This window comes from Polaromonas sp. SP1, from assembly GCF_003711205.1.
Lineage (GTDB): Bacteria > Pseudomonadota > Gammaproteobacteria > Burkholderiales > Burkholderiaceae_C > Polaromonas.
The window spans coordinates 4,438,397-4,460,216 of sequence record NZ_CP031013.1 but is presented as its reverse complement, the minus strand read 5'-3'; the positions used below and the strand labels follow the sequence as shown (position 1 = coordinate 4,460,216).

25 protein-coding genes are annotated in these 21,820 nt (G+C 62.8%); 11 read left to right on the top strand and 14 right to left on the bottom strand.

The annotated features are described in order from the left end of the window. Positions 1-56: 56 nt before the first annotated feature. Complete coding sequence (gene ntrC / locus DT070_RS20940) at positions 57-1,568, top strand: nitrogen regulation protein NR(I) (RefSeq protein ID WP_122957137.1); 1,512 nt, start codon at positions 57-59, stop codon at positions 1,566-1,568. Positions 1,569-1,817: 249 nt separating this feature from the next. Here ntrC and xth read toward each other — a convergent pair whose 3' ends face one another. Genes xth through DT070_RS20910 form a run of 6 tightly spaced genes read right to left on the bottom strand, consistent with a single transcriptional unit; the run spans position 1,818 to position 5,224 of the window. Continuing rightward, positions 1,818-2,594 carry an exodeoxyribonuclease III gene (xth, locus tag DT070_RS20935; RefSeq protein ID WP_122957136.1) on the bottom strand — a complete coding sequence of 259 codons (777 nt, stop codon included), beginning with the start codon at positions 2,592-2,594 and terminating at the stop codon, positions 1,818-1,820. 42 nt (positions 2,595-2,636) lie between these two features. Further along, on the bottom strand, positions 2,637-3,230 hold the full coding sequence (locus tag DT070_RS20930) for a DUF4337 domain-containing protein (RefSeq protein ID WP_122957135.1): 594 nt from the start codon (positions 3,228-3,230) through the stop codon (positions 2,637-2,639). Between the two features lie 58 nt (positions 3,231-3,288). After that, the gene (locus DT070_RS20925; protein WP_122957134.1) at positions 3,289-3,774 is read right to left on the bottom strand and encodes a dihydrofolate reductase; all 486 of its coding nucleotides are present in this window, start codon (positions 3,772-3,774) and stop codon (positions 3,289-3,291) included. A gap of 15 nt (positions 3,775-3,789) precedes the next feature. Continuing rightward, complete coding sequence (locus tag DT070_RS20920; protein ID WP_122957133.1) at positions 3,790-4,635, bottom strand: thymidylate synthase; 846 nt, start codon at positions 4,633-4,635, stop codon at positions 3,790-3,792. Next, on the bottom strand, positions 4,635-4,949 hold the full coding sequence (locus DT070_RS20915) for a CcdB family protein (protein WP_164483791.1): 315 nt from the start codon (positions 4,947-4,949) through the stop codon (positions 4,635-4,637). The genes DT070_RS20920 and DT070_RS20915 overlap by 1 nt, the downstream gene beginning before the upstream one ends. Before the next feature lie 2 nt (positions 4,950-4,951). Continuing rightward, positions 4,952-5,224, bottom strand: a complete 273-nt coding sequence (locus DT070_RS20910) for a type II toxin-antitoxin system CcdA family antitoxin (RefSeq protein ID WP_122957131.1) — start codon at positions 5,222-5,224, stop codon at positions 4,952-4,954. Positions 5,225-5,302: 78 nt separating this feature from the next. Here DT070_RS20910 and DT070_RS21450 point away from each other — a divergent pair, with 78 nt between their 5' ends. Then, positions 5,303-5,800: a hypothetical protein gene (locus DT070_RS21450; protein ID WP_153976325.1), complete on the top strand. Its 498-nt coding sequence runs from the start codon at positions 5,303-5,305 to the stop codon at positions 5,798-5,800. A gap of 4 nt (positions 5,801-5,804) precedes the next feature. Here the strand turns inward: DT070_RS21450 and DT070_RS20900 are convergent, their stop codons facing one another. Both DT070_RS20900 and DT070_RS20895 read right to left on the bottom strand, forming a co-directional pair. Then, entirely contained in the window at positions 5,805-7,226 is a 1,422-nt protein-coding gene (locus DT070_RS20900) for an FAD-binding oxidoreductase (RefSeq protein WP_122957129.1), read from the bottom strand. Between the two features lie 33 nt (positions 7,227-7,259). Continuing rightward, entirely contained in the window at positions 7,260-7,643 is a 384-nt protein-coding gene (locus DT070_RS20895; protein ID WP_122957128.1) for a DUF2069 domain-containing protein, read from the bottom strand. 65 nt (positions 7,644-7,708) lie between these two features. Here DT070_RS20895 and DT070_RS20890 point away from each other — a divergent pair, with 65 nt between their 5' ends. The 5 genes from DT070_RS20890 to DT070_RS20875 all read left to right on the top strand — a co-directional run bounded on the left by DT070_RS20890 (position 7,709) and on the right by DT070_RS20875 (position 10,319). Continuing rightward, complete coding sequence (locus DT070_RS20890) at positions 7,709-8,923, top strand: YihY family inner membrane protein (protein WP_228778627.1); 1,215 nt, start codon at positions 7,709-7,711, stop codon at positions 8,921-8,923. 139 nt (positions 8,924-9,062) lie between these two features. Further along, entirely contained in the window at positions 9,063-9,299 is a 237-nt protein-coding gene (locus tag DT070_RS20885) for a hypothetical protein (protein WP_228778628.1), read from the top strand. A gap of 170 nt (positions 9,300-9,469) precedes the next feature. Then, positions 9,470-9,628 (top strand): hypothetical protein, encoded by a 159-nt coding sequence (locus DT070_RS21445; RefSeq protein WP_153976326.1) that lies wholly within the window; start codon positions 9,470-9,472, stop codon positions 9,626-9,628. A gap of 242 nt (positions 9,629-9,870) precedes the next feature. Further along, positions 9,871-10,068: a DUF3606 domain-containing protein gene (locus tag DT070_RS20880; RefSeq protein WP_228778629.1), complete on the top strand. Its 198-nt coding sequence runs from the start codon at positions 9,871-9,873 to the stop codon at positions 10,066-10,068. Then, on the top strand, positions 10,065-10,319 hold the full coding sequence (locus tag DT070_RS20875) for a hypothetical protein (protein WP_122957126.1): 255 nt from the start codon (positions 10,065-10,067) through the stop codon (positions 10,317-10,319). Before DT070_RS20880 ends, DT070_RS20875 begins: the two co-directional genes overlap by 4 nt. A 10-nt stretch (positions 10,320-10,329) precedes the next feature. Here DT070_RS20875 and DT070_RS20870 read toward each other — a convergent pair whose 3' ends face one another. Further along, entirely contained in the window at positions 10,330-10,704 is a 375-nt protein-coding gene (locus DT070_RS20870; protein WP_122957125.1) for a DUF962 domain-containing protein, read from the bottom strand. A gap of 107 nt (positions 10,705-10,811) precedes the next feature. On the opposite strand from DT070_RS20870, the gene DT070_RS20865 reads away from it, so the two are divergent. Then, positions 10,812-11,216: a thioredoxin family protein gene (locus tag DT070_RS20865; protein ID WP_122957124.1), complete on the top strand. Its 405-nt coding sequence runs from the start codon at positions 10,812-10,814 to the stop codon at positions 11,214-11,216. 1 nt (position 11,217) lies between these two features. Here DT070_RS20865 and DT070_RS20860 read toward each other — a convergent pair whose 3' ends face one another. The 4 genes from DT070_RS20860 to DT070_RS20845 are packed head-to-tail and all read right to left on the bottom strand — an operon-like array spanning position 11,218 to position 16,820. Then, complete coding sequence (locus DT070_RS20860; protein WP_122957123.1) at positions 11,218-12,510, bottom strand: cytochrome P450; 1,293 nt, start codon at positions 12,508-12,510, stop codon at positions 11,218-11,220. Positions 12,511-12,526: 16 nt separating this feature from the next. Then, a complete protein-coding gene (locus DT070_RS20855) occupies positions 12,527-14,677 on the bottom strand; it encodes an acetyl-CoA hydrolase/transferase C-terminal domain-containing protein (protein ID WP_122957122.1) in 2,151 nt (716 codons plus the stop codon). Positions 14,678-14,685: 8 nt separating this feature from the next. Continuing rightward, positions 14,686-15,504: an alpha/beta fold hydrolase gene (locus tag DT070_RS20850; protein WP_122957121.1), complete on the bottom strand. Its 819-nt coding sequence runs from the start codon at positions 15,502-15,504 to the stop codon at positions 14,686-14,688. Between the two features lie 2 nt (positions 15,505-15,506). Beyond that, positions 15,507-16,820, bottom strand: coding sequence for an O-acetylhomoserine aminocarboxypropyltransferase (locus DT070_RS20845; RefSeq protein ID WP_122957120.1), 1,314 nt, complete (start codon positions 16,818-16,820; stop codon positions 15,507-15,509). Between the two features lie 163 nt (positions 16,821-16,983). Here DT070_RS20845 and DT070_RS20840 point away from each other — a divergent pair, with 163 nt between their 5' ends. Continuing rightward, positions 16,984-17,439 carry a CBS domain-containing protein gene (locus DT070_RS20840; protein ID WP_122957119.1) on the top strand — a complete coding sequence of 152 codons (456 nt, stop codon included), beginning with the start codon at positions 16,984-16,986 and terminating at the stop codon, positions 17,437-17,439. A gap of 159 nt (positions 17,440-17,598) precedes the next feature. Next, positions 17,599-18,810 carry an MFS transporter gene (locus tag DT070_RS20835; RefSeq protein ID WP_228778630.1) on the top strand — a complete coding sequence of 404 codons (1,212 nt, stop codon included), beginning with the start codon at positions 17,599-17,601 and terminating at the stop codon, positions 18,808-18,810. An 835-nt stretch (positions 18,811-19,645) separates the two neighbouring features. Here DT070_RS20835 and DT070_RS20825 read toward each other — a convergent pair. Further along, positions 19,646-20,866, bottom strand: coding sequence for a polyhydroxyalkanoate depolymerase (locus DT070_RS20825; protein WP_122957118.1), 1,221 nt, complete (start codon positions 20,864-20,866; stop codon positions 19,646-19,648). A 193-nt stretch (positions 20,867-21,059) separates the two neighbouring features. Between DT070_RS20825 and DT070_RS20820 the strand changes: the two genes are divergently transcribed. After that, entirely contained in the window at positions 21,060-21,716 is a 657-nt protein-coding gene (locus DT070_RS20820; protein WP_122957117.1) for a glutathione S-transferase, read from the top strand. Positions 21,717-21,820: the final 104 nt, after the last annotated feature.

Genomic DNA, 21,820 nt, shown 5'->3' with positions numbered 1-21,820 from the left:
TGCGCGGGGCTCCAAAAGGGCCGGCATTTGAAAAGCACGAAAAAGGGACTGCATACATGAAACCGATCTGGATCGTTGATGATGACCAGTCCATCCGGTTTGTTCTGGAAAAGGCCCTGCTCCGCGAGGACCTTCCTACGCGCAGTTTTACCAACCCCCGTGAAGTCCTGGCCGCACTCGAAAGCGCGACGGAGGACGACGGCCCGCAAATCCTGGTGAGCGATATCCGCATGCCCGGCGGCTCGGGCCTTGACTTGCTGGAGAAGGTCAAGGAAAAGCTCCCCGGCTTGCCCGTCATCATCATGACGGCCTTCTCGGACCTGGACAGCGCGGTCTCGGCCTTCCAGGGCGGCGCGTTCGAATACCTGCCCAAGCCTTTTGATTTGCCCAAGGCGGTGGAGCTGATCCGCCGCGCGGTCGAAGAAAGCCAGCGCGAGGAAGTGGCCGAAGAACGCATGGCCGCCGCGCCCGAGATGCTCGGCCAGGCGCCCGCCATGCAGGACGTCTTTCGCGCCATCGGGCGCTTGAGCCAGAGCATGGTGACGGTGATGATCACCGGCGAGTCCGGCTCCGGCAAGGAGCTGGTGGCGCGCGCGCTGCACAAACACTCGCCGCGCGCCAACGGGCCGTTTGTCGCGATCAACACCGCCGCCATCCCGAAGGATTTGCTCGAAAGCGAACTCTTCGGCCATGAGCGCGGCGCCTTCACCGGCGCCCAGACCATGCGGCGCGGCCGCTTTGAGCAGGCCGAGGGCGGCACGCTGTTTCTCGATGAAATCGGCGACATGCCGTTTGATTTGCAGACGCGCCTGCTGCGTGTGCTGAGCGACGGCCACTTCTACCGCGTGGGCGGGCACAACGCCGTCAAGGCCAATGTGCGCGTCATCGCCGCCACCCACCAGGACCTCGAGCAGCGCGTCAAGGAAGGCGGTTTCCGTGAGGATTTGTTCCACCGCCTCAACGTGATCCGCCTGCGCCTGCCCGCGCTGCGCGAGCGGCGCGAAGACGTCTTCATGCTGACACGCCACTTCCTGCAGCAAAGCGCCAAGCAGCTGGGCGTGGAGCCCAAACGCATTTCCGACACGGCCCTGCAGCAGTTGAGCAACTTCGGCTTTCCCGGCAATGTGCGCCAGCTCGAAAACATCTGCCACTGGCTGACCGTGATGGCGCCGGCCCAGGTGATCGAGCCCAAAGACCTGCCACCCGAAGTGCTGGGCATGATCCCCGAGCCGGGAAAACCACTGGCATCGGTGGAAAAAACCGACGCTGTGCGCAGCGACGTAACGGGCAGCGCCGACAAGGCGCCGCCCCTGCACGCACCCGACTTTGCCGCACCCGCCGCGGCCGGCCTGGACCAGGGCTGGGAAAGCGGCCTCGAAGCCGAAGCCCTGGCCCTGCTGGCCACCGGGCGCAGCGATGTGTGGGATGTGCTCACGCGGCGGTTTGAGTCCAAACTGATCCAGACCGCACTGGCCAACACCCGCGGGCGCCGCATCGAGGCGGCCCAGAAGCTGGGCATAGGCCGCAACACCATCACGCGCAAGATCCAGGAGCTCAACCTCGAGTAAATGTGGCCCCCACGCTCCCCCACTGCGTGTGGGTCGCTGCCCCCCGAGGGGGCCGCCCGCCCTACGGCCCGGCGAAGCCGGTTCCGGGGCTCATGCTGGGTTGAAGAGTTCAGTGCGTATCCAACGGGGTTTTTCACCAGCAGAGGCCGCGGGACTGGCTTTGCCAGACCGCTGGCCTCGCCCCCTGGAAGGGGGGAACGGGCTACACGCAGTGAGCCTGGACGGGGGTGGGTCTATTTCTGACGGGGGTTAGCCAATAGTCACTGTCACCGGCGCATGGTCGCTGGGCTTTTCCCATTTGCGCGGCACGCGGTCAATGGTGCAGCCTTTGACCTGCGGCTTGAGCGCGTCGCTGACCAGGATGTGGTCGATGCGCAGGCCGCGGTTCTTCTGGTAGCCCAGCATGCGGTAGTCCCACCATGAATAGCTTTTGGGCAGCTGCTCGAACATGCGAAAGCTGTCGGTCAGGCCCAGCGCCACCAGCTGGCGGAAATGCTCGCGCTCTTCTTTGGTGTGGTGGATGGTGTCGCGCAGGCCTTCCGGGTCGTACGAATCCTGGTCTTCCGGCGTGATGTTGAAGTCGCCCAGCAGCACCAGCTGCGGGTGGGCCGCCATCTCGGCGCGCACATAGGCCTGCAGGCCGTCCAGCCAGCGCATCTTGTAGGCGAACTTTTCACTGCCGGGCTCCTGGCCGTTGACGAAGTAGCCGTTCAGCACGCGGATGGGCCCTGTGGGGCTGTCTACGGTGGCGGCGATGACACGTGAATGCTCGTCTTCAAAACCCACGATGTTTTTCACCACCTCGCGCAGCGGCGTGCGCGACAGGATGGCCACGCCGTTGTAGGTTTTCTGTCCGAAAGCGGCGGCTTCGTACCCGACGGCCTTGAGCGCCTCCAGCGGAAACTTGTCATCCGTCATCTTGAGCTCTTGCAGGCACAGCACGTCGACCGGGTTGGCCGCCAGCCAGTCGAGCACGTGCTGCAGCCGCGCGGTCAGCGAGTTCACGTTCCAGGTAGAAATTTTCATGATTTCGTGCTCCAGCCCAATAAAGACGTGGGTTACCCGCTATTAAATATGTAGCACTGCCAGCACGCCCACCACCAGGCCCACACCGGCCACGGCAAACATGCCGTACTCCAGCCACCGCTTGCGCGTCAGCAGGGCGATGGCCGCCAGCGCAATCGCCACCTGCAGCACCGTGGTGGCCTGGGCCCAGCGGTGGTGCTGGTGCATTTGTTCGTCCGACGATTTGTCCCAGGTGGCGGCTTCGGCCTCCAGCTTGTCGGCGATCACCTTGATCTCGTTCTTTTCTTTTTCGTAGCGGTCTACCTTGCCCTGGTAAGCGGCTTTTTTATCTTCGGGCGCCAGGTCGCGGGCGAGCTCGGCCAGCGACTGCTTGGTACTTTTGGCCTGGAAAAAATTCCACTGGTTGGAGGCTTCGGTCTTCTTGATGGCCGCATTGTTTTTGTACAGGCCCGCATTGGCCTGCGTGGCGCCGCCCATGTACGCAAAGATGGCGCCTATGGTCGCGATGATGGCGGTGATGACCGCGATCTGCGCGATCATGCCGCCGCCGCTGTCGTGGCCGCCATGGCCGCCTTGCGCTGCATGCTCGAGCTCATGGTCGTGGGGCCCGTGTACGTGAAATCCGCCTCCTGACATATCTGTTCCTTTGTGCGTTGTTATGTGCTGTTATGTGTTGTGAGTGAATTGACGGGGTCTATTTTTCGTAGGTGACGAAGCTGAACTTCATGCCGTTCGTCGACACATGGTCTTCACGCGCGCTCTCCCGCCATTCGGGGCCCAGCGTCGGCGCATAGGCGTCGCCCTCAAAGTCCTGCGCAATCTCGGTGACTTCAATCCGGTCGGCCAGCGGCATCGCCTGCGCGTAAATCTGCGCGCCGCCCATGATCCAGGCTTCTTCGGCAGCGGCGCATTGCGCCAGTGCGTCGGCCAGGCTGCCAGCGGTTTCAGCGCCGGTGTCTTTCCAGTCGGCCTGGCGCGTGATGACGATGTTGGTGCGGCCCGGCAGCGGGCGGAATTTCACCGGCAGCGAATCCCAGGTTTTGCGGCCCATGATGACCGGCCGGCCGGTCGTCAGGCGCTTGAAGCGCGCCATGTCTTCCGGCAGGTGCCAGGGCATGGCGTTGTCGCGGCCGATCACGCCGTTGGCGGCGCGGGCGAAGATCATGTGGATGCGTGTCATGGCTCTGGGCTTTCTCTAGACGGCCACCGGCGCCTTGATGGCGTCGTGGTGCTGGTAGTCCAGGAACTCGAAGTCTTCAAACTGGTAATCAAAGATCGATTCGGGTTTGCGTTTGATCTGCAGCGTGGGGTAGGCAAAGGGCTTGCGGCTCAGTTGCAGCGCGACCTGCTCCTGGTGGTTGCTGTAGATGTGGCAGTCGCCGCCGGTCCAGATGAAGTCGCCCACGCCGAGGCCGCATTGCTGCGCCACCATGTGCGTCAGCAGCGCGTAGCTGGCAATGTTGAAAGGCACGCCCAGGAAGATATCGGCGCTGCGCTGATACAGCTGGCAGCTGAGCTTGCCCGGCTGGCCCGCCACCTCGGACGGCGCCACGTAAAACTGGAAGAAGGCATGGCAGGGCATCAGCGCCATCTTGGAAAGGTCGGCCACGTTCCAGGCGCTCACGATGATGCGGCGCGAGTCGGGGTTGGTCTTCAGCGTCTTGATGACTTCGCTGATCTGGTCGATGTGGCCGCCATCAGGCGTGGGCCAGCTGCGCCACTGAACGCCGTAGACGGGGCCGAGGTCGCCGTCTTCACGCGCCCATTCGTCCCAGATGGTGACGCCGCGCGCCTTGAGCCAGTTGTTGTCGCTCGAGCCCTGCAGAAACCACAGCAGCTCATGCACGATGGACTTGAGGTGGACCTTCTTGGTCGTCACCAGCGGAAAGCCCTCGTTCAGGTCAAAGCGCATCTGGTGGCCGAACACGCTTTTGGTGCCGGTGCCGGTGCGGTCGGCCTTGAAGACGCCGTGGGTGTCCACATGGCGCATGAAATCTTCGTATTGGGAGCGGATGGGGCGCGAGCCGGTTTGTTGTGTCATTAATAAGCTCCAAAAAGCGTGTCGAGCGCATTTTGAATGGTCAGTTGGTGGGCGGTCAGATTGGCGACTACTTTGCGCAAGGCGGCTTGCGGCACCGCGCCCAAGGCGGGTGTGTCCATCACCAGCAGCCTGCCGTCAAATTCAAATTCGGGGTGAAGGTCCTCGGCCTTGCCTTCGAAATGGCCGGCATCCCAAAGCGGAACCACGACCCGTGTTTCCAGTCCCTGCATGTGGTCGCTTTGCACATCCAGGTAGAAGGGAATCCAGGTGTTTTCCGGTTTGTCCGGGTTGCTGTAAACGTCAAAACGGGCCACGTTTAATCCTCTTGCTTGCCGTCGCCCAGGCTCTTGGCAAAGCTGCGGTATTTGGCCAGGGGAAGACCGTGCTTCGCAACGCGGGCGTTGTAAGACGCAATCGCGCCCTTGTTCCGCTCGTTCCACTGCTCCCAGTAGCGCCGTTTGACTTCATCGGCCAACAGCGCATCGACGGTTTGCGAGATATTCATGCCCATCTCGCGCGCAACTTCCAGCACCTTGGAGTTGAGTGACAGATTGGTGGCTTTTTTGGGGGCGTGGTCAAATTTGAGCATGATGGGCCTTCATGAACTATGCGCATATTGTATGCGCAACATTCATGCTTTGATCGAATCCGGAGTTTTGTGACTTGTATGAGCTTGGTAAGTGCCAGTGAGGCTTACTTTGAGGTTTTTTGGCCTCAACATCATCATCAAGTCCTTCATTCTGGCATTTACGCTGCTGTTTGGTTTTATCGGCGCAACGCATGCGCAAAGCCATCCGCTCGCCAAGGCGTTACCGAAAACATCACGGGAAAGGATCGCACCACTCTGGTCCGATGGTTATTCACCATGATGGGCGCTCATCAGCAACTGACCGGTCTTTCTCTCACCTCTAAAGAGTCTATCGAGGAGGCGAACAAGACGATGGGCGCTCTCATTACTCGCCTATCGACAGAGACCTGCTTGGCTGAAGCTCGGGCTATCAATAAGGGCGCCGAGAGTGATGAGGTTATTCGTCGCGTATTTGAAGTGCTCGCGAAACTCGCCGCGACGGAACTGATGTACGACAAGGACGTCCTGGTTGCGATGGTGAAATTTGGGAGCCATGTTGACAACGCGCAGATCGCAAAGACTTTGACCACCAAATAAGCTTCTATGCCTTCAGCACCCGCCCCGGGTTCATCAGGTTCTGCGGATCCAGCCCCTGCTTGATCGCCCGCATCATGCCCAGCGCCACCGGTGATTTGTGCTTGGGCAGGGTGTTGACCTTCAGGCTGCCGACACCGTGCTCGGCCGAGATCGAGCCGCGGTAGCGGTCCACCGCTTCATAGACCAGCGCATTCATCGGCGTCTCCTGTTCATTGAGGAAACGCGCCTGGTCCTGGTTCTCGGGCGCCTGCACGTTGTAGTGCAGGTTGCCGTCGCCCAGGTGGCCGTAGACGACCATGCGCGCGCCGGGAAAGCGCTCGAGCAGCAGTGCATTCGTTTCAGTCACAAAGTCGGGGATGCGCGACACGTTGATCGAGATGTCGTGTTTGATGTTCAGGCCTTCTTCGGCCTGCGCCATCGGGATGCTTTCGCGGATGTGCCAGAGCGCGTGGGCCTGCGCCATGCTTTCGGCGACGACGGCGTCAACGACGCAGCCGGCTTCCATGGCGGCTTCCAGCAGGCGTTCAAAGCATTCACGCGCATGGGCTTCGGATTCGTTGTCCGAGTTCTCCAGCACCACGCACCAAGGGTGCTCTTGCCAGAAGGGCACGCGCTGCTGCGGGAAGTGTTTGGCCACCAGGCCCAGCGCGAACTGGCCCATGACTTCAAAGCCGGTCAGGCCCGAGCCGAGGTGCTCATGCGCCAGGCCCAGCAGTTGCACGGCAGCTTCCAGCGAGGGCACGGCGGCAAAGGCGGTGAGCTGCGACTTGGGCATGGGGTAGAGCTTCATGGTCGCGCCGGTGATCACGCCCAGCGTGCCTTCGCTGCCGATGAAGAGGTGGCGCAGGTCGTAGCCGGTGTTGTCCTTGCGCAGGCCGGAGAGGCCGTCCCAGATCTCACCCTGCGCCGTGACGACTTCCAGCCCCAGGCAGAGATCGCGCGTGTTGCCGTAGCGCACAACCTGCGTGCCGCCGGCGTTGGTGCCGAGGTTGCCGCCTATCGTGCAGCTGCCTTCGGAGGCCAGGCTCAGGGGAAACAGGAAACCGGCTTTTTCGCAGGCTTCCTGCAGGTTTTGCAACACGCAGCCGGCGTCGACCGTGATGGTCAGGTTGCCGGCGTCCAGCGTGCGGACTTTATTCATGCGCGTCAGGCTCAGCACGACCTGCGTGCCGCTGGCGTCCGGGGTTGAGCCCACCACCATGCCGGTATTGCCGCCTTGCGGCACGATGCTCACGCGTGCTTCGGCGCAGGCTTTCACCACGGCTGCGACTTCCGGCGTGGAGCCGGGGCGCACCACGGCCAGGGCTTTGCCGGTTTCGCGTTTGCGCCAGTCCTGCACCCAGGGCGTCAGGTCGCCGTCGGTCAGGACATTGGCTGCGCCGACGATCTGGCGCAGGGATTCAATCAGGGGGTTGGGCGTGCTCACGGTGTTCGGCTCGGTTAATTGGGTGAAGGGAGATCAGGGGGTTGATGGGGTCGCGGGTGGCTGGGCGTTTTTCAGGCGCACACGCACATGCATTGCGCAGGCGGCAAACAGCGTCAGGCACAGCAGCACTTCGATCAAGGCCAGGTAGTTGCCGGGCGCGCGGTCGCTCCAGGCCCGCACCACGCCTTCGGTGAAGTACAGCCACACCAGCAGGCTCACCCAGCGGTAGGTGTACATGCGGTTTTTCAGGATGCCGGCCAGCGGAATGCACAGGGGCAGAACCTTGAGCGCCAGCAGCGAGCCGCCCGGGCGTATGGGCGCCAGCCACATTTCCCAGGCCAGGCCCAGCACGATCAGGCCCAGCAGGCTGCCCAGGGCCAGGTGGCGGGTGAAATTGATTTGGGTTGTTTTGTTCATATCGATTGGATATCTGCCGGAATCCCGAGGCAGGTTCCAGGGGTGTCGGTGGCATGATACCGGGGATGAAATTTCAGCAATATCTGCAGGACCTTCTGGAGGGCCTGTCCCGGTTCCCGTGGCGCCACACCGCGCTCACGCTGCGCGACCGGTTCCGGGAAGACCACATGGGCCTGACCGCCAGCAGCCTGACCTTCACCACTTCGATCGCGCTGGTGCCGTTTTTCACCGTGGCGCTGGCCATTTTCACGGCCTTCCCGATGTTCGCGAAGCTGCAGGGCGCGCTGCAGGCCTGGCTGATCCAGAGCCTGATCCCCGACAACATCGCCCGCCAGGTGCTGGGCTACCTCACGCAGTTCAGCCGCCAGGCCAACAAGCTGGGCATTGCCGGCCTGGCCGTGCTGCTGGTTACGGCGATTGCGTTGATCCTCACCATAGACCGCACGCTCAACGGCATCTGGCGCGTCAAGAAGGCGCGGCCGCTCACGCAGCGCGTGCTGATTTACTGGGCGGCCATCACGCTGGGCCCCTTGCTGCTGGCGGCCAGCCTGGCGGTCACGTCGTATGTGCTGTCGGCCTCCGGCGGGCTGGTGGGCGCCTTGCCGGCCAGCTTGCGGTTTCTGCTCAGCGTCTTCCAGTTTTTCATCGTCGCCGGGGGCATGGCGGCGCTGTACCGCTATGTGCCCAACACCCATGTGAAATGGTCGCATGCGTGGTCCGGCGGGCTTTTTGTCGCCGCGGGTATCGAGGTGGCCAAACGCATGCTCAGCCTCTACCTGGGCGCGGTGCCCACGTATTCGATGGTGTACGGCGCTTTTGCCACCTTGCCGATTCTGCTGGTGTGGATTTATGTCTCCTGGGTCATCGTGCTGATGGGCGCGGTGATTGCCGCCTACCTGCCCAGCCTGCTGGCCGGCGTGGCGCGCCGGGGCAGTGCGCACGGCTGGTACTTCCAGCTGTCGATTGAGGTTTTGCAGCAGTTGCACAAAGCGCTGGCCACACCGGGCCGCGGCCTCACCGCCTCGCAGCTGGCGGTGCGTCTGCAGGTGGACGGCCTGCAGCTGGAGCCGGTGCTGGAGACCTTGGTGGCGCTGGATTGGGTCGGGCAGCTCAATGAAGCCGAAGGCGAGCAGGAGGCCCGCTACCTGCTGCTGGCAGACCCGGACGCCACACCGCTGGAGCCGCTGATGGGCATCCTGCTGCTCGACAAGGCGGAGTCGGTGCAAAATTTATGGGAAAAAGCCCGCTGGCCCGCCATACGCTTGCGCGACGCGCTATAAAAAGAAGAGCAATCGATTTAGCGCCGGGGCAAAAAACCGATATGTGATGGGGGATATTGTTGCCATCACCGTCCTGGAAAAAAATAATACCGGCCTCACATCCCCGATACCTTCCATTTCCTGTTTCATTGCACACGAGATGCCAAAAAAGACAAATGTCCGGGAAAAGCTTGACGGCGCCATCGCCCAGGAGCGGCAGGCGCAGCACGACGCCCGCGAGATCTACGAAGCGCTGACGGCCAAGATGTGGGCTTACCAGACCGGCAAAGGCCCGGCGCCCACCAACGAAGACTTCGCGCAGTGGAGCGAGGCCGTCGAGTTTCACGTCAAGGCCAAGCAGCTCGGGATTCGTGTCGACGGCGAGTCTGCCGCTTAACACGTCGCCCGTCCCTAGTCAGACAGGCCGCACACGCACGGGCGGCCCCGGCGTACCTGCAAACGCTGCTGCTCTCTTTACGATGATTTTTGGCTGGCCAGCTGGGACCGGCCCGGGGCTTTGATCTCGTTTCTTCGCACCCGCCCGTGACTGAACCCTTGGAGAGATTCATGCTGAAAAAACTAATCGTGTTTGCCATCACGTCCGGCCTGGCCGCCAAGCTCTATAAAAGCTACGTCGAGAAGCAGGATCAACGCGCATCGCGCACGCCAGCCAAGCCCGCCGCTGGAGCGCAAACCCGGCGCCCCGCGCAGAAAAAACAGGCCTGAGGACCGCTGCCGCAGGCCGCGCAGCATCAGAAGTTCATAAGGTGAAGTGATAAGGCGAACGTGTAAGCGTGCCCGCCTTGTTCACACGCATTCATACATGCGCGCGCACATCGTCACCTCACTGCACGTTTCGTTGCTTTTTTCAGGCCAGGATGGCAAAACGCGGGTTCGATTCTTACAAGGCGGGCGTGATGATCGCGGCACTATTTGCTCCATCCATTCACTACCTGCCGGAGAAAATCGTGACATCACCGTCCCACCCTGCCGCAGCGACTGCTGACGCACCCCTGAACAACCAACCTATCAACGTCAACGAAGAGGAGTCCCTGAAATACTGGGTCTCGGCGCTGGACTGCAGCGAGCTGGAGTTGCGTGTGGCGGTGGCCGAAGTCGGCCCCTCGGTCAAGGACGTCAGCAACGAACTGGGCCGGGTTTTATGAGCAAGCTGCCGCCTTCCATCGGGCCCGTCACTCCCACAGCGCCCGGGCCGCTGGCCGTACGTGTCAAAGAACCTTCTGTCGGGCTTTTTTACTGGGTCGTCACCCGCCTGTCGGCCGACGAGCACACTGCCGACCAGCGCGTGGAAGCGTCGGACCACCCTTACCCGACGCATGAAGCCGCGATGGATGCCGGCGCTGCCTGCCTCAAGGCGCTGAAGGCTTCAGCGTTCGAACCCCAGCAAGCCTGGTAGCCCGTGCGGCCTAGTCTTTGGCCTTGCGAAAGGCCTGGGTCCACATGTCGCGGTACATCACCCAGTCACCCATAAAGCTGTAAAGCGGGCGTTTGAACGAGGCGGGCTTGTTCTTCTCAAAGCCGAAGTGCCCTATCCAGGCAAAGCCGTAGCCGCACAGCAGGCCCGCCAGCAACCACCATGGGTTGCGCGTGATGACCAAGGCCGCCAGGCACAGCAACGTGAGCGTGGAGCCCACAAAATGCATGCGCCGGCAAATGGGGTTGCGGTGTTCGCCGAGATAGAAGGGGTAGAAGCTGGCGAAGGAGTCAAAGCTTCGCGGATCGACCGGGGCGATCGGGGCATTGGTGGGGCCCGCCTGGGGCGATGCTTCTGATGCATTCATCGTTTGTCTCCTGCCGGGATAGCCCCGTGTCGCTCCCCATTTTGCGGCGGCCGACATAATAGTCAATCCCTTGTCTCCCCCCGGATGTCAAACCGGCGACGCTCCGCATGTCCCTCATCTCACCGCCGGAAACGGCACCCTCCAGCGCACCTGATCTCCCGGTGAACTGGGTCATCTGCCTGTGCGCCGACTGGTGCGGCCTGTGCCGCGACTACCGCCTGGTGTTTGAGGAGATGGCCACGCGCTACCCGGCCAGCCGCTTTGCCTGGCTGGACATTGAAGACCAGGCCGACCTGGTCGGTGATATCGAGGTGGAGACTTTCCCGACGCTGCTGGTCGCCGATGCGGCCGGCACGCGTTTCCTGGGGCCGCTCACACCGCATGCGCAAACGCTGTCGCGCCTACTCGATTCGCTGGCCCGGCCTGGTGCGGCTACGCCGCATTTGCCGTCGATGCAGGCGCTGCTGCACGCCTTGCACGCGGCGCCGCAGCACTGGATCAAATCCGTCTGATCTAGACGGCAAACGGCGCCTTCAGGAAACCCCTGAAGCGCGCACGCCCGCCGCGCGTGGGGCTGGCCGTCAGGCGGTAATCCGGGAATCGCTGCACAAAACGCCCCACGGCAATCCGGCCTTCCAGGCGCGCCAGGCTGAGCCCGGCGCACTGGTGAATGCCGAAGCCAAACGCCAGGTGGCGGTTGTCTGCGCGTGTCAGGTCCAGCGTTTCGGGGTTGGCAAACTGCGCCGGGTCGCGGTTGGCCGCGCCTATGCAAAGCGTCAGCAGTGCGCCTTCGGGCAGATCCACGCCGCCCACCTGGCAGGCCTTGAGCGCGCGCCGGTTGCTCAGCTGGTTGGACGGCTCAAAGCGCAGGAACTCGTCAATTTCGACAGTCAAATCGGCCTCCGGCCCAATAACTGCATTGGGTTGCTGCTCTACTTTTGATAGCAAATGCCGTTTCGCATCCGGCCATTCCTGCAGCAGCACCAGCGCGTTGCCGATCAGGTTGGTGGTGGTTTCATGGCCGGCGTTGAGGATGAACACGCAGTTTTGCAGCAGCTCGGTTTCGTTCAGCTTCTCGCCCGCAGTTTCGCCCTGTATCAGCCGCGTCAGCACATCGTGCTCGGGGTCGCCGGGGTGTTTTCGCCTGTCGGCCACCAGGTCTTTGAGGTAGCCGGTGAAGTCGCGCACGCTTTGGTTGCCCAGGGCCTCCTGCTCGGGTGTGAGCTTGGGCTCCAGCGCACCCAGAATCGCCAGCGACCAGGCGCGCAGTGGCCCCCGGTCGGCATGCGGCACGCCCAGCAGGTTGCCGATGATCTCGACCGGAATCGCCGAGGCGAAGTCTTCAATCAGGTCGCCGCCGCCTTTGGCTTCCACGGCGTCCAGCAGGCTGTCGACCAGCATGACGAGGCCAGGCTCCATGTCGGCAATCGCGCGCCGCGTCAGCGCGCCCATGATCAGCTTGCGCACCCGCGTGTGCAGCGGCGGGTCGTTAAACACCAGGCTGGTGGTGTGATGTTCAAACAGCGCCGAGCCCGCGCCGTACTTGGGCTCGAACTCCACTTTCTTGTCGGAGCTGAAGGTTTGCGCGTCGCGGTACACCGCCACGGCGTCGGCGTGCCGCGTGAGGAAAAACGAACCGTCGGGCATGCGGCGTATCGGCTCGTTCTCGCGCAGCGCGGCGTACACCGGATAAGGGTTGGCGTAGAAGTCCACGGGCAGGGCGCGCAAGTCAAAGCCCGCCGCGATCTCCATTGCGCGGGCGGCGGGCATCGCCGGGGTGATGGCAAAGGGCAATGCGTCGGTCATGGTGTGGCTCAGCTCGTTAAAGATTGCCGGCAAACAGTTTGCGCATCAGGATTTTGCGCAGGCTCGTGGCGTCGTCCAGGCCCAGACGCTGCAAATAGGCGGGTGGCGCTTCGCGGTCAGCCAACAGGCTTTTGACCAGCATGGCCACCAGCTCCGCCGGGTGCTGGCTGGCGTGCTGCATCTGCCGCAGCGCGCCCACGATGCGCAACTCGTCGGCCGTCAGGTCGGTGCCGAAAGGGAAGTCGGGCAACAGCGCGGATGCATTCCATGGCTGTAGCTGCGCGCGCAGCACTTCGGGCAGGTTCTGGCGATGCTGTTCGGGTACTTCGTAGTCCGCGCTCAGCTTGCCGGCGGCTTTGGCCTTCGCCACCAGGTCGTCCTGAAAGCGCGAGTCGGCAATCGCGATCAGGCGTTTGACGACTTCGCCGTCAGGCTGCGCGCGCAGGTCGGCCACGCCGTATTCGGTGATGACCATATCGCGCAGGTGGCGCGGGATGGTTTCATACGCGTAGTTCCACACCAGGGTGCTGCGCACGCCGTCCTTGTGGTCGTAGGTGGAGCGCAGCATGAGGATGGAGCGCGCACCGGGCAGCGCGTGCGCCATGGCGACAAAGTTGTATTGACCGCCGACGCCCGACACCACCTGGCCCGACTCCAAACCATCCGACACCGCGGCCCCCAGCAGCGTGACCATCATGGTCGTGTTCATGAAGCGGCCCTGGGTGCGCTGCGCCTGCTTGAGGCGGCTCTGGCCCTGGAGCTGGTTGATGAAGTCAATGCGCGTCATGTCGATTTTGGCCAGCGCCTCGGGCGGCATGGCGCGCAGGTGCCCGTAAAAATCAGTGGGGCCGAGGAAGAAGCCGCCGTGCAGGATTACGCCGCCGGTGAGTCGCCCACCCAGCCCGCCAGCGTTTTGCAAGGCAGCACGCACAGCCGGGTCGCCGAGCCGGTTGTCGATGCGCGTGCCGGCCACGTCGAGCGAGCCGTCTTGCGACAGCTGGACTTTGCGGCTGAGTACGCCGAAGCGTTGCAGGAATTGCAGATCGTCCGCGCTGAGTGTGGCGCTGATCCGACCCGCATCAATCAATGCTGCGAGCGTGTCGGTATTCACTGCCAGGTCCGGAAAGTGACCTTCATTGACCAGGCGTTGCAAGGCCACATCCTCAAACACCTCGCGCCGCACAATCCCCGCTTCGATGAGCTTCAGGATGCCGTTGACGAACATCTCCGAGCACGCATACAGGCCCTGCTCAAAACCGCCCAGTTCACGCCCCTGCAGGCTATTGGGAGAAAGGGCCGCCATGATGCGGCGGTACTCCGCGTTGTCCCTGTCCCTCACGATCAGCGCCTGCGCGATGGCATCGCCCAGCGCGCCAATGCCGATCTGCAGCGTGCCGCCGTCCGCCACCAGGCTGGCGGCGTGCAGGCCGATGGCGTAGTCGGCCGTGCCGACCTTGTTGTTGGGTGGTGCGAAGAGGGTGTGCGTGCCTTCGGCGTCCGTCACCACCACGTCAAAGAAACCGTCAGGCGCCACCGCGTGGTTGGGCATGAAGGGCATCTGGCGATTGACCACGCCGACTTTCAGCAGCGGCTTGCCCTGCGCGGCCTGGCGTTCGGCCAGCTCAAAGGTCACGTCGGGGTTGCTGCCCAATGAGAGCGTGAGTTTTCCGCCTTTTTCGCCATCTTCTTCACGCGCAGCAACCGCCTGCGCGATCACGTTCACGCCCAGCAGGCCCATGTCGCGCGCAACAAAGGTGTAGTTGGTGGCAATGTAGGCCTGCTGCGCGCGCTCATTGCCGAGGTAGTCGCCGGTCTTGAGGAAAAACTCCGAGACCTCGATGTGCGGCGGCAGCACGCCGGCGCGCAGGTCTTTCACATAGTCCAGGTCGGGGTAGTCCTTGAACACGCGCTCTACCAGCGGCGTGAGGAAGTTTTGCTCCAGCTCGCTTTTGCCCTCGGGCTTTTCCAGCGACAGCGCGGTGATGATCTTCAGGCGCCGCGGGTTGGCGTCGCTGCCCGTGGCCTTGATGCGGCGGTAGAGCAGGTTCACAAAGGGGTTGGGCTTGCCGATGCCCAGCGGCAGGCCGAGCACGATGTCGCCGTCAATCGCAGTGAGCACGTGCTCCACCGCCTGCGCGAGTGTGGGGATGACGAGGGGGGTTGCCATGCCTTGCGTCAGGCCAACGGCGTGGCGAGGAAGTCGCGGATGGCAAACAGCGTCGCCTCGGGTGTCTCGCTCATCTGGTGGTGGCCCACCGGCAGGCTGGCGATGCTGACTTTTTTGCCGCTCTCTTTGGCCTTGCCGATCAGGCCTTGCGCGGCTTTGGCCATGGTCATCTGGTCTTGCGCGCCCAGCACAAACAGCACCGGGCAGGTGATCTGGGCGATGGCCGTCTCGCCGTTGGCATAACTGTCGCAGGCCTTGAAGCCGCGGTGGAACACATTGACTTGGGTATTGCTGGCCAGCACACGCCGGCCCAGCGCCATGCTGGCGCCATGCACCCAGCTGCCGGCGCCCAGCGGCGGCGCCAGCGTGCTGCGTGAAAACACATTGACCATGTTCAGCGCCTTCATCGGTTCGTTCAGCGCGGCATCCAGCAAGGCCTGCGACACCTTCATCGGGAAGGCCGTGCCCACCAGCACCAGGTGGCTCACGCGTTCTTTCAGCCGCGAGGCCGCCTCCAGCGCGATCAGTGACCCCCAGCTGTGACCGATGAGCGCCGCGCGCTGCACGCCGGCCGCATCCAACAGTGCGGCGACAAAGTTCGCAGCTTCTTCCACCGAAGAGGGCGCTTCACCTTCGCTTTTGCAATGCCCGGGCAGGTCGACCGCCAGCACGTTCCAGCCGTGGTTGGCCAGGTAGCGCGTTTGCAAAATCCACACGCTGTGGTCGTTCAGCACGCCGTGGATAAACACGGCTGTGGGTTTGGCGGCGTCAAAAGGTTTGCCGCCGGTGTAGCAATAGGTTTTATGGCCGTTGACGTCGAGGTACATGCTCAGGCCCCCGCTTTTTCTGCCGCTTTTTCGGCCGCTTTGAGCGCGCGCTTCAGGTCGTCGATCAGGTCGTCCGGGTCTTCCAGGCCAATCGACAGGCGTATCGTGCCCTGGGTGATGCCGGCGCCCGACAGTGCCTCGTCCGTCATCCGGAAATGGGTGGTGCTGGCGGGGTGGATCACCAGGCTGCGGCAATCGCCCACATTGGCCAGGTGGCTGAAGACCTTGAGCGCTTCGATAAAAGCCTTGCCCTGCGTACGGTTGCCCTTGATGTCGAAGCTGAAGACCGAGCCCGCGCCGCGCGGCAGCAGCTTTTTGGCCAGCGCATGGCTGCTGTGCGATTCAAGCAGCGGGTGGCCCACACGCGCCACCAGCGGGTGGCTGGCCAGGAACTGCACCACCTTTTCAGTGTTGCCCATGTGCCGCGCCATGCGCAGCGGCAAGGTTTCAATGCCCTGCAAAATCAGCCAGGCGGTGTGCGGGCTCATGCAGGCGCCAAAGTCGCGCAGGCCTTCGCGCCGTGCGCGCAGCAGGAAGGCGCCCACCGTGCTTTCCTCGCTGAAGACCATGTTGTGAAAGCCGTCATAGGCCTCGGTCAGCTCAGCGAATTTGCCGGACTTTTCCCAGTCAAAGCTGCCGCCGTCCACCACGATACCGCCGATGACGGTGCCGTGGCCGCTCAAAAATTTGGTGGCCGAGTGGTAGACCAGGTCGGCGCCGTGCTCAAAAGGCTTGATCAGCCAGGGCGAGGTGAGGGTGGAGTCCACCAGCAGCGGCACGCCGGCCTGGTGGGCAATGCCGGAGACCGCTTCGATGTCCAGCACGTCCAGCCCGGGGTTGCCCACGGTTTCGCCGAAGAAGAGCTTGGTGTTGGGCCGCACGGCGGCGCGCCAGCCGTCCAGGTCGCCGGGTTTGACGAAAGTGGTGTCTATGCCGAAGCGGCGCATCGTGTAGTGCAGCAGGTTCTGGCTGCCGCCGTAAAGCGCCGTCGAGGCCACGATGTGCGAGCCCGCACCCATCAGCGTGGCGATGGAGAGGTGCAGCGCCGCCTGGCCGCTGGCGGTGGCAATCGCGCCTATGCCGCCTTCCAGGGCCGACACCCGCTGCTCCAGCACCGCGTTGGTGGGGTTGCTGATGCGCGAATAGACGTGGCCTGCGCGCTCCAGGTTAAAGAGGCTGGCCGCGTGGTCGCTGGACTCGAAGACGAACGAGGTCGTGAGGTGAATCGGCACGGCGCGCGCGCCGGTGGTGGGGTCGGGTGCGGCGCCGGCGTGCAACGCCAGGGTGTCAAAGCCAGGGTCTGAGTAACCGGGCATGGGTTTGTCTCCAGTCAGAAAAAAGTGGTGCCGCCTCGGAAAATCGCCGGAACCTGAACAGATTCTTGCAACCTGCCGTTTGATTGTGGGCTATATTTAAACTGAATTCCCTGTCGCCGCGCTGCGGTGGGACAATGAGGTCAGCACAACCGAGGAGACGGCCATGAAGGTTCTAGACATACTGCGCGTCAAGGGCAACACGCTTTACACCGTCCAGCCTGACGAACCCCTTGCCAAGGCGGCCCAGATCATGGCCGAAAAAGACATCGGTTCGCTGGTCGTCATGGAGCACGGCGACCTGGTCGGCATGCTGACCTTCCGCGAAGTCATCGTCTGCATCGTCAAAAACGGCGGCGAGATCGGCACGACCCTGGTACGCACCGCGATGGACGACCACCCACTTACCTGCACCTCCGAAACCGAACTCGACGAAGTGCGCCGCATGATGCTGGACCGCCACGCGCGCTACATGCCCGTGATGAACCAGAAAGTCATGATGGGCGTCATCAGTTTTTACGACGTGGCCAAGGCCGTGGTCGACAGCCAGAACTTCGAAAACAAGATGCTCAAGGCCTACATCCGCGACTGGCCTGAAGAAGACGGCGCTGACCGCGCTTGAAGAAAAGCGTTGCGGCCGGCTGGGGCGGTTTTAGGTAAAAACGGCCTCCAGCCCAGGCGATACATGGGCTATCCGCTATCAAAAAAATAGCAATCACAACAACAAGCAGGTGTGCAAGGCATCTGCCCCGCCCGCAGGCGGGACGCCATGGGAGCCGGGGTGAGCGATCAAGACGAAGGCAGCGTTAAGGTCAACGCTAACGCCAAAGGCCAGCTGTTTTACGCCTCCCTCTTTTTCTCCCGGCTCGCTGACCAGATCCTTTTATTCCTCGTGCCGCTGGTGGTGTTTGAAACCACCGGCAGTGTGGCGTGGTCAGGCATCGCCTTCACGCTGGAGACGCTGCCGCGCTTTTTGTCATTTCCCATCTGCGGCGCATTGTGCGACCGTGTCTCGCCGCTCAAGCTGCTGCGCATCAGCCAGCTTTTCCGCGCGCTGGTCTGCCTGGCCGGCGTGGTGGCGTTTCAGTGGGTGGGTGGTGTCGGCTGGCTGATTGCGCTGTCGGCCGTGTGCGGTGTGCTGACGACCCAGGGCCTGATGGCGCGCGAGGTCATGCTGCCGCAAATCTTCCGGCAGCACCGCTTTGAAAAGGTGCTGGCCCATGCGCAAATCGCCGACCAGCTCGGCATGGTGCTCGGGCCTTTGCTGGCCTCGCTGCTGCTGCGCTGGATGCCCTGGCCCATGGTCGTCGGTGCCACGGCAGGCTTTTTCCTGATTGCCGATGGGGCAATTACCCTGTGGCAACGGCAAAACGCCGTCACCCTGGCGGCGCCAGAGCCCGCCCCCGGCCACTGGGCCGCGCCCATTCGCACCGCGTTTGCGCAGGTGATGCATCTGCCCGGCCTGAAGCAGGTGATCGCGCTGGCGGCCGGCGTCAACCTGGTTATCGGCGTCACGCTGGCCACTTCGGCCGCGATGGTGACCGGCGTGCTGCAGCGCTCCACCGGCGACTACGCGGTGCTGCAAACCGCCGGCGCGATTGCCACTGTCGTCATCCTGCTCTTCATTGCCCGCACTGTGCTGTCGCTGCGCACGCTGGGTGTTGTCTCGTACACGGTGATGGTGTGTGGCGGCTTGCTGACGGGGCTGGCCGGTAACTTCTGGATTTACACCGCCGGTTTTTTGCTGGTGATCGGCTTTGACAAGATGTTCAACGTCTATATCCGTAGCCTGCGGCAGAAGCTGATCCCGCCGCGGGATTTGGGCAAGACAACGGGTGTGATCGTGATGCTCAACAACTTGTCGCAGCCGTTGGCGGGGATGCTGGTGGGCGTGTTTGCGGGGGTGATGGAAGGGCGGGGGGTGATTCTTGGGTTGGTGGGGGTGATGGGGTTGATTGGGGGTTTGGTGGCTTGGATGGGGCGGGGGAGGTGAGTTTTTTCGCCGGTGTTTGCTCCGGCCTTCGCGTCTTCTGCTGAGGCTGCTGGCCGGGAGTCGCCCGGCAGCGACTCACTTTCTCTTGCTTCGCCAAGAGAAAGTAAGCAAAGAGAAGGCGACCCTGGTTCCTGCGTCCCTGCGCTTCGCTACGGGCAACCTGCGGTGCTCAGCCCAGCCGGGGTCAAAAACAACTCGCCTGCGGCTCAAACAAGTTTTTGCCCTGATCCGTCTGGTCCTGCGCTCCTCGGCGCATCCACAAGGGGCAATCGGGAGCGGGGACAGAAGACAAAAACCAATACAAATACCAACAAGGACTCGCCGCGGCGAGTCCTTGTTTCTTCAGGTATTCGGTATTGGTATTCGGCTGTTGGGTGTTTCTTTCCCCACCCCCTTCTGGATGCGCCGAGGAGCGGAGATTCAGGCGGATCAGGGATCGCGTTGTTTGAGCGAAGCGAGTTTAGCGAGACCCCGCCTGAATCGAGCACCGCAGGTTGCCCGTAGCGAAGCGGAGGGACGCAGCCAGCAGGGTCGCCTTTTCTTTGGTGACTTTCTTTTGGCGAAGCAAAAGAAAGTTACTTGCCGCCGGCAACCCCGGCCCCGGAATTCAAAACAGCTCAGCGCTCGAAACGGACAGGGCTTCGACAGGCTCAGCCCGAACGGGGGAGGAGGCAAGGCTTCGATACCTCAGCCCGAACGGAGGGGGAAGGCTTCGACATGCTCAGCCCGAACGGATGACGGGTAGGGGTAGCGGCTAAGGCGTAACAGGGTTGCTATCAATTCAGGAGCTACTACTCAAGATGGTTATTGGGCTAGAGCCGATTTCTTTAAAACCTCACCCCATGCTCGCATGAATCATCTCCCGCACCCGCGGGTAAATCTGCTGGTTCCACTTGCGCCCGCTGAACACCCCGTAGTGCCCCACACCCGTCTGCACATGATGGGTTTTCATATAAGGCCGTATCCCGGTGCACAGGTCTTGCGCGGCCACGGTCTGGCCGACTGAGCAGATGTCGTCGCGTTCGCCTTCTACCGTCATCAGCGCCGTGCGGCGGATGGCGGCGGGTTTGACGATGCGGCCGCGGTAGCTGAGTTTGCCCAGCGGCAGGTCATAAGTCTGGAAGACTTTTTCCACCGTCTCCAGGTAGAACTCGGCGGGCAGGTCGTTGACGGCGAGGTACTCGTCGTAGAAGACGCGGATGATGTTGGCTTTTTCCACATCGCCGTCGAGCAGGTGCTGGTACATGTCCTGAAACGATTTTTTGTGCCGGTCCAGGTTCATGCTGAGGAAGGCGCTGAGTTGCACAAAGCCCGGGTACACGCGCCGCATATAGCCGGCGTGCGGCAGCGGCACGTGGCTGATCAGGTTTTTCTCGAACCATTCGATCGGCTTGCTGGTGGCGAGCGTGTTGACGCCGGTCGGGTTGACGCGGCAATCGACCGGGCCGGCCATCAGCGTCAGGCTGCGCGGCTGGGCCGGGTCGTCGTCTTCAGCCATCACGGCGGCTGCCGCCAGCGCGGCCACGCAGGGCTGGCACACGGCCACCACATGGGTGCCGGGGCCGATCGCCTGGGTGAAGCGGATCATGTGGTCGATGTAGTCGTCCAGCGCAAAAGGGCCGTGGCGCAGCGACACATCGCGTGCGTTGTGCCAGTCGGTGATGTAGACATCGTGGTCTTGCAGCAGCGTGCGCACCGTTTCGCGCAGCAGCGTGGCGAAGTGGCCTGAGAGCGGCGCTACCAGCAGCACGGGCGGCTGGTAGGGCAGGTCGCTGGTCTCTTCTTTTTTGAAGCGCAGCAGGGTGCCGAAGGGCATGGTGAGCACGGCTTCTTCCGTGACGGCGAAGTCGCGTTCGCCCACTTTGACGGAGGCAATGCCGTAAGCCGGCCGCGAGTGCGTCAGGCGCAGGCGTGAAAACACCTCCATCGACGCGGACAACTTGCGCAGCAGGCTGCCTTCGGTTTTGCCCAGCCAGAGCGCGGCGCTGCTGCCTTGCGCCAGCAGCCGGAGCGGGGACATCAGGTCGGACTGGAGTTGGTAGGCCTGGTAAAGCATGGGTGTCCTGGCGTGAAGCGGGCTTGTGGCCCGGTACAGCGGATGCAGGCAAGGAACGGGCCAAGGAGGGGCCAAGCAGGGGCCGGGCAGTGGTGAATGATCGCGGGCCCGGCGTTGGCACAACCCTTGCGGAGAATCGCTTGCCCCGGATAGTGGGGGCCAACTTTGTGTGTGTGCTTCAAGGAGCAATCTCATGGCCAAGGCAGTCCTGACGATCAGCAGCAAAAATTACGGCGCCTGGGCGCTGCGCGGCTGGCTGCTGGCCAAGTTTGCCGGGCTGGAGTTCACCGAAAAAGTGATCCCACCCGACGACCCGGCCATGAAAGCCGAGATGCTGCTGCTGTCGTCCAGCATGCTGGTGCCTTCGTTGCAGCACGGCAACGTGAAGGTGTGGGACACGCTGGCGATTGCCGAATACCTCAATGAAATCAAGCCCAAGGCGCAGCTGTTGCCGGCCGACATCAAGGAGCGGGCGCATTGCCGGGCGGTGTGCGGCGAAATGCATTCGGGCTTTGCCTCGCTGCGGGCCGCGCTGCCGATGAACATCAAGGCGCATTTTTCGAACTTCAAGGTGTGGTCGCGGGCCCAGGCGGATATTGACCGGGTGGTGGAGATCTGGCGGGAATGCCTGGGTTCCTATGGCGGGCCTTATTTGTTTGGCAAGCAGTTGTCGGTGGCGGATGCGATGTATGCGCCGGTGGTGACGCGGTTTTTGACTTATGACGTGGCGCTGGACAAGGTGTGTGCGGCTTATTGCAAGCGGGTGATGGAGTTGCCGGCGATGAAGGAGTGGGTGGCTGCGGCCAAGAAGGAGCCGGATGATATTGACGAACTCGACGCTGAGTTCTGAGCTGGCGGTTCACGCGGCTTTGTTGTTCCTGGCGAGCGCGTTCTGCTGAGGGCGGCTGGCCGGGAGTCGCCCGGCACGCGACTCACTTTTTTTGCTTCGCCAAA